Below are 11,795 nucleotides of genomic sequence, written 5' to 3' on the forward strand. Positions count from 1 at the left end.
CACCAGTGGTCTCAGTCTCATCCGTTGTTGATGTGCTGTCGGTTTCACCAGTGGCATCAGTCTCATTCGTTGTTGATGTGCTATCTGTTTCACCAGTGGTCTCAGTCTCATCCGTTGTTGATGTGCTATCTGTTTCACCAGTGGTCTCAGTCTCATCCGTTGTTGATGTGCTATCTGTTTCACCAGTGGCATCAGTCTCATCCGTTGTTGATGTGCTATCTGTTTCACCAGTGGTCTCAGTCTCATCAGTTGTTGATGTGCTATCTGTTTCACCAGTGGTCTCAGTCTCATCAGTTGTTGATGTGCTGTCTGTTCCATCGGCCTCATCAACTGTCATCAATTCGTTAATTTCTTCTGGTGACAATACTCGGTCATAAATCCGTAGATGAGCAACTTTACCATGATAGAACAATGTACCAGGATCGCAACCAAATCTCACTAGAGAAACTGAACCTAGTGGTTTATTTTTACCTGTAACACTATGCCAGAGACTACCATTAAGATAAATTTTCATCTCGCCGGTGGAAACATTCTTAGTAAATAGCCAGTGAGTCCATTTATCTTTAAAATCAACAGCCTGAGCTACTTTTTGTATTCTGTCATAACTGTCATCAGAAGTAGTCGTATTTCCACAATCAAAGTAAATCTGACTATCTGACCAAGGTAAATGAACGTTAACCACCCTGTGATTACTTTGATTGTATGCAACTATTATAGAATTGTACTTGGGTAAAGACTTGCCACCATTTGCCCAGAAACTAATTGTAATTTCACCTGTTTGAGGAATAGTTGCTGTTGGCAGTTCGATATAATCATCTACTCCATCAAAGTTTAAACAATTGCCAAAGCGATCGTCTGCTACAACTGCTGGTTCCCCATTGACTTTACCATTAAGTTTTGCTGTGGAAACATCAACAACTTCTTTTTCTGATTCAGCATTTTCCACTATTTCATTCAGTGGCAGATGCAGTTGTAAACCACGATTAATATCCATCGGTGGAGGAGTTCCATCCACTTTCATACATTCATTGATTTCTTCAGGAGATAATGCTCGGTCATAAATTCGTAGATGAGCAACTTTACCATTATAAAAACCATAACCACAACCAAATTTAACCTGAGTAATTGAGCTTAGAGGATTTTCTTTACCAACACCACTTTGCCACAAACTACCATTAAGATAGATTTTCATCTCACCCGTAGCCACATTCTTGGTAAATACCCAGTATGTCCATCGATCTTTAAAGTCACTTGCCTGGGATGGTTTTTCGATACGGTCATAACTATTATCAGTAGTAGTTGTATTTCCACAATCAAAGTATACGTTACTATTTGACCAAGGTAAATGAATGTTGACTACCCTGTGATTACTTTGATCTTGTGCCAAGATAATAGAATTCTGTTTGGGTAAAGACTTGCCACCATTTGCCCAGAAACTAATTGTGATTTCACCTGTTTCGGGAATAGTTGCTGTTGGCAGTTCGATATAATCATCTACTCCATCAAAGTTTAAACAATTGCCAAAGCGATCGTCTGCTACAACTGTTGGTTCCCCATTGACTTTACCATTGAGCTTTGATACTGAGACATCAAGAACTTCTTTTTCTTTAGTCGCATTTTCGACTATTTCGTTGAGTGGCAGATGCAGTTGTAAACCACGATTTATATCCACAGGTGGAGGTGTTTGATCTACCTTGATACATTCGTTAATTTCTTCAGGAGATAATGGTCGATTATACAACCGCAGGTTCGACATTTTGCCCTGAAAATAAATTGGAGTTTTAGCGTTTTGAGTATTGCCAAGATAGTTTTTGGTGCGATTAACAGTATTGGGGATAGCTAGCAACCCTTCCCCTACTTGTTGACCATTTTTATAAACTTTGGCATTCCCTAATTGATCTACTGTTGCTGCTAAATGAAGCCATTGATTATTTTCAAATACTTGATTTAGGATTAACTCTTTTCTCTTTGAACCAAGATATAACGCTAATAAGATCGAATTGTTGACATAATGACTAAAAATGATATTGTCCTCGGTAGGACCATTGGCAAAGTCAATTATTCTTGAGTAATTTTTAAACTTGTTGGAGTAACACCAAGCTTCTACAGTAAAACCTTTTGAATAATCAACATTCATTTCCGGTATTTGGATATTATCATCAACCCCATCAAAGTTTAAGCAGTTACCAAAGCGATCGTCTGCTACAACTGTTGCTCCATTGACTTTTCCATTGAACTTTGATGCTGAAACATCAACAACTTCTTTTTCTTTAGCCGCGTTTTCCACAATTTCATTCAGTGGCAGATGCAGTTGTAAACCACGATTAATATCTATAGGTTTAGGTGAAGGAGTACCATCTACTTTCATACATTCATTGATTTCTTCAGGAGATAATGCTCGGTTATACAGTCGCAGATTTGACATTTTGCCATGAAAAAATTCATCCGCTGACCAGTTACTATCGCCAATATAATTTTTAGTGCGATTAAGATTATTAGGTAGATGTACTAAACCACTCTGTACTTCTTCACCATTCTTGTAGATTTTGCCACTACCTGACCCATCAACAGTTACTGTTAAATAAACCCACTGGTTTAACTCTAGCATTCCATCCGCTTTAATCCTGTTTTGAGTAGCACCTTTATAAACATCTAAGAGTAAATTCTTAGTAGTACCTTCATTAGTAAACAGAATGTTGTCCTTAGTTTGACCATTTCCAAAGTCAATAATTCTTGACCAACTCTTAAAGCTGTTATAGTTTACCCAAGCTTCGACAGTCAAACCTTGTGAATAGTCAATATTCATTTCTGGCATTTGGATATAATCATCCACACCGTCAAAATTTAGACAATTGCCAAGTTTGGAGTCTGCTACAACTATTGGTTTTCCATTGACTTTACCCTTGAGTTTTGCTGGAGAAACATCAACTACTTCTTTTTCTTTAGTAGCATTTTCCACTATTTCATCCAGTGGTAGATGCAATTGTAAACCACGGTTAATATCCATAGGTGGAGGAGTTTCATCTACTTTCATACATTCGTTAATTTCTGCTTTTGATAATGCTCGGTTATACATCCGCAGATTTGACATTTTGCCCTGAAAATATCCATCTGTTGACCAGTTACTTTTACCAATATAGTTGTTAGCGCGATTGGTATTGTTGGGAAGATTGATTAACCCACTCTCTACTTCTGTACCATTCTTGTAAATTTTAGTCTTCCCCGAACCATCAACTGTTACTGCCAAATGTAGCCATTTGCTCAACTCTAGCTTTCCATTTGCTTGTACCCTGTTGGAAGTTGTTCCTTTAAAACTATCGAAACATAGATTGCTTGTTGTGGTTTCGTTAGCAAATACAATGTTGTTATTTGGAGTACCATTGCCAAAGTCAATAATTCTTGACCAATGCTTAAAGCTGTTATAGTGTATCCAAGCTTCGACAGTCAAACCTTGTGAATAGTCAATATTCATTTCTGGTATTTGGATATAATCATCCACACCGTCGAAGTTTAGACAATTGCCGAAACGTGAGTCATCTAAAATTTTGGGATTACCATTGACTTTACCCTTGAGTTTTGCTGCTGAAATATCAACAACTTCTTTTTCTGATTCAGCATTTTCGACTATTTCATTCAGTGGCAGATGGAATTGTAAACCACGATTTATATCCATTGGTGGAGGAGTTCCATCTTCTTTCATACATTCATTGATGTCTTCTGGAGATAATACTCGGTCATACATCCGCAGATGAGCCATTTGTCCTTGAAAAGCTTGATTAACTGCAAATCCTCCTCCCAACTTATCTTGCTCTTGCCCTAATACCAGTGCGCCTCCAGTGGCAATTGGATTTCCTTGACTAATGACTTTGGAGTGTACTTCTTTTCCGTCTTTGTACACTTTAAATTGTCCATCGCTACTTTGCCAAGTAATTGCTACACAATGCCATTCACCATCGTTGAAAGCAACTCCCGTACTATACCACTTGTTATTAACAGTGGGTGTGATATTTTTAATATTGTATATTTGAAACTCGTTATACCTCTGTGCTGAAGATTTGGCGTATGAGATAACTGTACCTTCTTTCTGTTGGTTGTTCGATCTAACCCAACATAATACTGTCATTGCTTCCGAGGGAAAGTTGGGCATGGGATTAATGATCACATAATCATGATTCCCATTAAAGTTTAAACAATTACCAAAGCGTGGTTCAGCTACAACTGTTGCACCATAAACTTTACCATTGAGTTTTCCTGCTGAAATATCAACAACTTCTTTTTCTGATTCAGCATTTTCGACAATTTTATTCAGTGGCAGATGCAGTTGTAAACCACTATTTATATCCATAGGTGGAGGAGTTCCATCCACTTTCATACATTCGTTAATTTCTTCTTTTGACAATACTCGGTCATAAATCCGCAGATGAGCAACTTTACCATTATAGAAGAACTTATTAGCCTGACAACCTAATTTCACTATAGTAGCTGAACCTAGTTGTTGATTTTTACCTGTACCGTTGTGCCAGAGACTACCATTGAGATAGATATTCATCTCGCCTGTAGCAACATTCTTAGTAAATACCCAGTGATTCCATTTAGCTTTGAAATCAATAGTCTCAGCTAATTTTAATATTCTGTCACAACTAGCGTAATTTCCACTTCCACAATCAAAATAGATGTGACTATTTGACCAAGGTAAATGAATATTCACCACATAAAGATTACTTTGATCTGCTGCCCAAAAAATAGCAGTCTTTTGAGGTAGAGAGTTGCCACCCTTCGCCCACAAACTAACTGTGATTTCACCAGTTTCAGGAATAGTTGTTGTAGGCACTTCGATATAATCATCTACTCCATCAAAGTTGATACAGTTGCCAAAGCGTGAGTCAGGTACAATTGTTGCACCATTAACTTTACCCTTGAGTTTTCCTGCTGAAATATCAACAACTTCTTTTTCTGATTCAGCATTTTCCACTATTTCATTCAGTGGCAGATGCAGTTGTAAACCACTATTTATATCCATTGGTGGAGGAGTTCCATCCACTTTCATACATTCGTTAATTTCTTCTGGTGATAATACTCGGTCATAAATCCGCAGGTTTGTCATTTTTCCGTGAAAATATCCTGTTCCTGACCAATTACTTACGCCGATATAGTTTTTGGTTCGATTAACACTATTGGGGACAGCTACCAACCCTCCCCCTACTTCTTGACCATTCTTATAAACCTTGGCATTTCCTGACTCATCAATTGTTGCTGTTAGATGGAGCCACTTACTTGCTTCGAGTATCCCTTTTACCTCAATAGCTTTTCTGGTCGAACCAACAAACACAACTAATAATCCATCATTTGTTGTAGTATGATTGCCAAAAATGATATTGTTTTTACCAGGACCGTTAGCGAAATCAATAACTCTTGATTGGTACTTGAAACTGTTATAATACACCCAAACTTCTACAGTAATACCCTTTGAATAGTCAATATTCATTTCCGGCATTTGGATATAATCATCTACCCCATCAAAACTTAAACAGTTACCAAAGTTTGAGTCGGCAACAATTGTTGCACCATGAACTTTGCCATTGAGTTTTCCTCCCGAAATATCAACTACTTCTTTTTCTGATTCAGCATTTTCCACTATTTCATTCAATGGCAGATGCAGTTGTAAACCACTATTTATATCCATAGGTTTAGTTTCAGGCATTTTGCTAATTGGACTTGTAGAGGTAGTATTGCTAGCAACATAAATATCATGTAAATCATTAGGTATTACACCTTTAATTTTTTTTTGTTTGAAACTAAGGGTAATAGATGTATAACGTTGGTCGCTCGGTAACTGAAACAAACCTAGACCCGTATCTGTGCCAAAAGAAGTACCTGGGTTGGGTGGAGTTGGGCAAAACTCTTGTTTACCTTGAGAGTTTTTACCAGAGATAGTTTGAGTCGCTGCATCTAGGAATACACGAGCATTGTTCCCTTGGCCAAGAGTGCCACTGTTGAATAATTTCCAGTCAGTTAAATTTAGTGGACTACCATCTAGAGTTGTTGCTGTGACTTTTATGGTTGTATATCCAGCTGCAGTACCGTTGAAAAATCTTGATATGGCCAAATATGTGTCACCACAGGTAGCGCCATCAGTTGCTTTTGAGCCAGTTAGAGAAGCTTTGTAGTTACTAAAATCTAGAGTAACAGAATAATTATTTTCACGTCCTATAGTCCTGATTTGAGGCATAGTAACAGTGATACCTTTTACTTTACCTGTTAAGCTAAATTTATTCTCTATTTCCCCAGATAGGAGGCGGTCTTCTGTAATGGGGGTATCTCCATTTGGCTTTCCTTTCCAACCACGGTCATTATAGTCTATTTGATTGTAGGTTATACCTATTGTACCTCCTAGACCATCAGAGATTTGCGCTGTTTGGCCAAACCCTGGATACTTATAGTCGGTAGTATCCCAAAAGGTGAGGTTTTTAGTCGCGACTTCAGACATTATAATGCTCCTTATTTATTAATTAATCGCCAATTTCTAGCGACACTAATCATTCTCTGATTGTCTTTAAAAATATACAATCCAGATATTTTTTGGCTTCTGTCTATAAACAAGTATAAGGTAAGCATTTCCTCCGGAATGCTGCGCAAACAGCTATTAGTTGTCAGCTATCAGCAACAAGACTCTCTCCTTAAAGACAGTGCTTAAATTAATATAGACTTTAAGAGCAAGGGAGCCAACTTTTGTAGTAAGACAATTAATAAAGCTTTGATCGTCAACTAAAAGCAATAGCTGATAGCTGATTGCTGACAGCTGAATGCTTACAGTATAAGTTTTTTGATGCACAAGCTCAACATTTCTTAATAATATATTTTACCACTGATGAAATTATCCATAGAGTTAAATTTTATTAAGGATTATTGCTAAATTTTTGGTAAGGATTCAGGTCAGGCCAATTTGTTATAAAGTCCAATATTTCAACGATAATAATGGCCTACTTTAAGCTGATAAAATCAAAAACTTTCTATCATTAAATGGTTGACTATATCAAAAAAAATAATGAAATTGATCTTAATTCGTAAAGTCGATATAGGTTGTTCTTGAAACTAGCCAAATTAGGATTGGCGTTGGTAAAGGGCGTGTATGATATTAATCTTAATTACTTACCGAGAAATTGTGGGTATGCGCCTCTCCTTTTCAGGGGAAAAAAGAAAAAATTTTTCATGATTAGTCAATCCTCTTCTTTTCAAGGAGAGGTAATAATTAATTATTAATTATTAATTATTAATTATTAATTATTAATTGTTGAACACCCCTAACCCCTCCCAGGAGTGGAAAGACCGAGTTAGTAGAAAAGAAAGAAGAAGAAACAGGAGTAGAAGGATAAAGTTTTTTGGTCGCGTAAAGGTCATGGACTTCTATCGCGCTCTGATCCGGACATGATATCATACCTCAAATTACCAACGCCTTAGGATTAAATATATCAATATTCCTGATATTAGATTATGCAAAATATCAAACTACTAGTTGCTGCAAGACAATACAAAAATATGCTCTGAATCTGTATTGCCTTTAATCAATAAATAAGGAATTTATTTGAGGCGATCGCTTATTTATTTATAAAGAGTAAATTTGAATTTATCAATATAGTCATTATGAACAAATAATATATGTTTATAATTAAATGGTTGACAGTTACTCAAGTCAATTCCTTGACCAAGAGTTGTACTTCTAACATAAGTTATAATACATCCTGACTCTATATAACGACCGATAATTACTGATAATACTGATAATAAAGTTGGCGTTGCATAAATGTGGGATGATTTTAATAGTTTTGTGGAATTGGCATCTTGCCCGTTCCTGATATTTTCCCGTTCCTGATATTTTCACTCCTTGGACAGAAAAATTCTTTCCCTCTACTGCCTACAGCAAAGCTGCCTATGTGTGGAGGAGATGTCTATTAGACATCTGGTAAAAATCCCAAATCAAATCAATTCTCACACATAAATTATCAATTATTTCCCCTCCCAGGAGGGGTTAGGGGTGGGTTCCCTACTGCCTACAGCAAAGCTGCCTACTCCCTCTATAATATTCATCCGGCCTCTCAGCAATGCCCAAAAAGGAATACAGGCACGGGAGCAAGATGCTCCCACTACTGTGCCTCGTAACAAACATTCGTACAGAAAAATTCTTTCCCTCTACTGCCTACAGCAAAGCTGCCTATGCGTGGAGGAGATGTCTATTAGTTTACACAGTAGCTATCAAACCACTATGTCTCAACAAAGGTTCAGTATTAGGTTCCCGACCTCGGAAAGTTTTAAACACCTCCATCGGATGCAAACTACCACCTAATGCTAATACTGTATCTCGAAAACGTTTACCACAAGTGGCGATCGCTACTTCATCTTCTAAACCAGCTTCTTCAAAAGCAGCAAAAGCATCAGCACTCAATACTTCTGCCCACTTATAACTATAATAACCAGCAGCATAACCACCAGCAAAAATATGTCCAAAGGCACATAAAAATGAATCTTCTGGCAATGGAGCTAACACAGTAGTAGTTTGAGCGATGCGGTTACGCACATCCATCACTGTTTCCTCACCACCTGGTTGATAACGGTGATGTAGCTCAATATCAACTAAACTAAAATGCAACTGACGCAACATCCCACTGCCACTCATATAATTTCTGGCAGCCAAAAGTTTTTGATAATAATGTTCTGGAAGAGTTTCCCCTGTTTGATAATGTTTTGCCATTCCAAATAATGTGGCGCGGTCGTAACACCAGTTTTCCATAAACTGACTGGGTAACTCCACCGCATCCCACTCTACATTATTAATACCAGCAGCTCCTGCATAGTCAACCGTTGTCAACATATGTTGTAAACCGTGTCCGAACTCATGGAAAAGAGTTTCTACCTCACGAAAAGTCATCAAACTAGGTTTACCATCTACAGGAGGTGTTTGGTTGCATTGCAAATAAGCTACTGGCAAACGCAAAGTAGTTTTACCATTTTCCATAAGCTTTGCGCGAGCAATACATTCATTCATCCATGCACCACCCCGTTTTTCTGCCGGGCGACTATAAGCATCAAGATAGAAGTAAGCGATGGGTGTATTTTTCTCATCACTAACTTGGAAATAACGCACATCTTGATGCCAGACTGGTGCTTCCCCATCAGCAGCAGTAATATTAATACCAAATATCCGTTTGACTAAAGCAAATAAACCATCAAGAACTTGGGGTAGTGGGAAATATGGTCGTAACTCTTCGGCAGTAAAAGCAAACTTTTCTTCCCGCAGTCTTTCCGCCCAAAAACTGGTATCCCAATGTTTCAGGTCATTTGCCTCTAGGGCATTTTTACTGGCAGCAAATTTTTTTAATTCTTCTAAGTCTGTAACTGCAGCATCATAACTCACGCTGCGTAGCTCTTCTAATAACTTTTCCACTGCTTCGACACCCGGTGCCATTTTACTAGCAAGACTCACTTCTGCATAACTATTAAAGCCTAAAATTTGAGTTTTTTGTTGACGTAGCTCTAAAATACGTTGAATTAAAGGATAGTTGTTTAACTCCCCACTAGAAGCACGACTAATAAAAGCTTTATATAGTTGTTCTCGTAACTCCCGTCGTTTGCTGTGCTGCATGAAGGGCGCAAAACTGGGATAGTCGAGAGTGATGCGCCATGGTCCGCTTTCTGGAGTTGCATTTTCTGCTCCAGCATCTCTGGCACCTTGAGCTGCCAAACTTAATAAACTGGGAGGTAAACCATCGACTTCTTCTTTGTTTGTCAATGTGAGACTAAAAGCTTTTGTGGCATCAAGGACGTTATTGGAAAACTTTGTAGAAAGTTCTGCTAATTCTAGTTGAATGGTGTTGAAACGTTCTCGCTGTTCCCCTTCTAAACCTACTCCAGAAAGTTCTGCATCTCTGATAGCAGCTTCAACTATGCGTTTTTGTCCTGAATCTAGATTTTGCCAACTATCACTATTGTGTAATTTTTTGAAGGCTTGATAAAGAGGTTTGCTTTGGCTGAGTTTATTAGAAAATTCTACTATTTTTGGTTGTACTTCATCATAAGCTTTTCTGAGTTCGGGACTATTTTTTACTCCCATTAAATGCCCTACTATTCCCCAACTCCAACTTAAACGGTCTACTAATTTTTGTATGGGTTCTACCAGGTCATTCCAAGTAGGTTTAACTGTGGCTTCTAAGTTTGTTAATTCTTGCTCTAATTCTGTTAGAAGTTCTGTCATTGTAGGGACTACATATTCTGATTTAATCGATTCAAAAGGAGGTAATCCTTTACCATTTAATAATGCTTTATTTGTAACTGTAGCTTGAGCATTCATAAGCAGTTTTTCTTGATATCCCAATTATCTTGATTTTTGGTTTTTTATTATTGTAGCTTAACTGAGCAAAAAATCGGCGTTGGTGAAGCGCGTGTATGATATTAATCTTAATTATTTAGGAAGACCGAGTCAGGAGGACTGAGTCAGGAGGAAAGAAAGAAGGAAGAAAGAAGAGGAGGAAAAGGAGAAAGTTTTTTTGATCGCTAATTAGGGCTTGCTGATTAAATCTAAAAGTATTTACAGATAAAGGTTTTAGCCTTTTTGAGTATCAAAAAGTACGAGGTTTTAGGTGGTAATGGTTCAAAAATGAGCGGATTTTGGTCAAGAGTTGGGCAGAAAAATTAAGGGACGATTCTTCCTACTATCTCCTCTATAATTCCCATTTCTCCTGACTCGGTCATCCTGACTCCTGACTCCTCCTCTTACCGAAAAATTGTGGGTATGCGCCTCCCCTTTTAAGGGGATAATAAGCGGTCGATCTTCGTAGCTTCCCGTAGGTGGGATGGCGATCTTCGGAGCGGGTCTGTAAGAACGGGTCTCCTCGCTGTCCTCCAATCGACCAAGAGAAGAAAAATTTTCATGATTAGTCAATCCTCTTCTTTTCAAGGAGAGGTAATAATTAATTATTAATTATTAATTATTAATTGTTGAACAAAAGACTGCCATAAGCAAACCCTAATTATCCGGACATGATACAGTATTTAATTCACTTGAATATTAATCGATGTATCAGTAATATCATGTCCGTTGGTATTGTTTGTGTAAAACAGGACTTATATAGAATCCGGTTATATAGTATATGTTTATAACTATACTTAAAGCCTTCAATCTCCCCTACTCCCCTACTCCCCCAACTATATAATAAGTGTTCAACCGGATTTGATATTACGCATAATATCATGTTCGGACGGGTCAGTTATCATAAAATTTAAGGACTCCGGGTATCGACAGTACCAAACAAATACTTAAATTATCAATACCCCCAATACGAATATTTGTTCTTTTTCTCCAATATTTCCTCCTGACTCGGTCCTCCTGACTCCTGAGGACTCACAACAGTCATTTATAAGTATTCAACCGTTAGCGTAGCTCCCCCGGAGGGGGAACATGATATAAGGTACGAAAAATTGGGATTTGAGATTGCTTTCCTGTCGGTCGCAATTACGGAAATACTTTGTATAGCGCTGTGCGCAGGCAACAGGCAACAGGCAACAGGCAACAGCTCCGGAAGGGAGAATAAAAAACCTATAATATAAGACTTTTAGCTATTGGACACCTCTTGTAATTTGTAAATATGCCAGCGCACATTGCTATACTGCGTAAGTCCTATAGAACCCCTGAGCGTATCTTGATAAATACCAAGTTTTTTTATCTAGGAGTCAGGAGACAGGAGACAGGAGACAGGAGTTCATTAATGGATAATGGATAATTGATAATTGATAATTACCTCTGG

5 protein-coding genes are annotated in these 11,795 nt (G+C 37.8%); 1 reads left to right on the plus strand and 4 read right to left on the minus strand.

What is annotated here, in order from left to right; all coding sequences use genetic code 11:
* From F6K18_RS34525 to F6K18_RS34540, 4 genes are all read right to left on the minus strand, one after another.
* Positions 1-6,487: LamG domain-containing protein (locus tag F6K18_RS34525; protein ID WP_287527652.1), on the minus strand; the 6,487-nt coding region annotated here is incomplete at its 3' end.
* Between the two features lie 1,517 nt (positions 6,488-8,004).
* Positions 8,005-8,160 carry a hypothetical protein gene (locus F6K18_RS34530; protein WP_287527655.1) on the minus strand — a complete coding sequence of 52 codons (156 nt, stop codon included), beginning with the start codon at positions 8,158-8,160 and terminating at the stop codon, positions 8,005-8,007.
* 76 nt (positions 8,161-8,236) lie between these two features.
* Positions 8,237-10,342 carry a M3 family metallopeptidase gene (locus tag F6K18_RS34535; RefSeq protein WP_287527656.1) on the minus strand — a complete coding sequence of 702 codons (2,106 nt, stop codon included), beginning with the start codon at positions 10,340-10,342 and terminating at the stop codon, positions 8,237-8,239.
* Positions 10,343-10,663: 321 nt separating this feature from the next.
* The gene (locus F6K18_RS34540; RefSeq protein ID WP_287527658.1) at positions 10,664-10,933 is read right to left on the minus strand and encodes a hypothetical protein; all 270 of its coding nucleotides are present in this window, start codon (positions 10,931-10,933) and stop codon (positions 10,664-10,666) included.
* Positions 10,934-11,636: 703 nt separating this feature from the next.
* Between F6K18_RS34540 and F6K18_RS34545 the strand changes: the two genes are divergently transcribed.
* Positions 11,637-11,771, plus strand: coding sequence for a hypothetical protein (locus F6K18_RS34545; protein ID WP_287527660.1), 135 nt, complete (start codon positions 11,637-11,639; stop codon positions 11,769-11,771).
* Positions 11,772-11,795 lie beyond the last annotated feature (24 nt).

Origin of the sequence: Okeania sp. SIO2C2 (assembly GCF_010692625.1) — a bacterium.
GTDB classification, from domain to species: Bacteria; Cyanobacteriota; Cyanobacteriia; order Cyanobacteriales; family Microcoleaceae; genus Okeania; species Okeania hirsuta.

Bases quoted from the DNA above. Each gene is read 5' to 3' on its own strand.
- F6K18_RS34535 (WP_287527656.1), bottom strand. From the start codon at position 10,342: ATGAATGCTCAAGCTACAGTTACAAATAAAGCATTATTAAATGGTAAA.
- F6K18_RS34545 (WP_287527660.1), top strand. From the start codon at position 11,637: ATGCCAGCGCACATTGCTATACTGCGTAAGTCCTATAGAACCCCTGAG.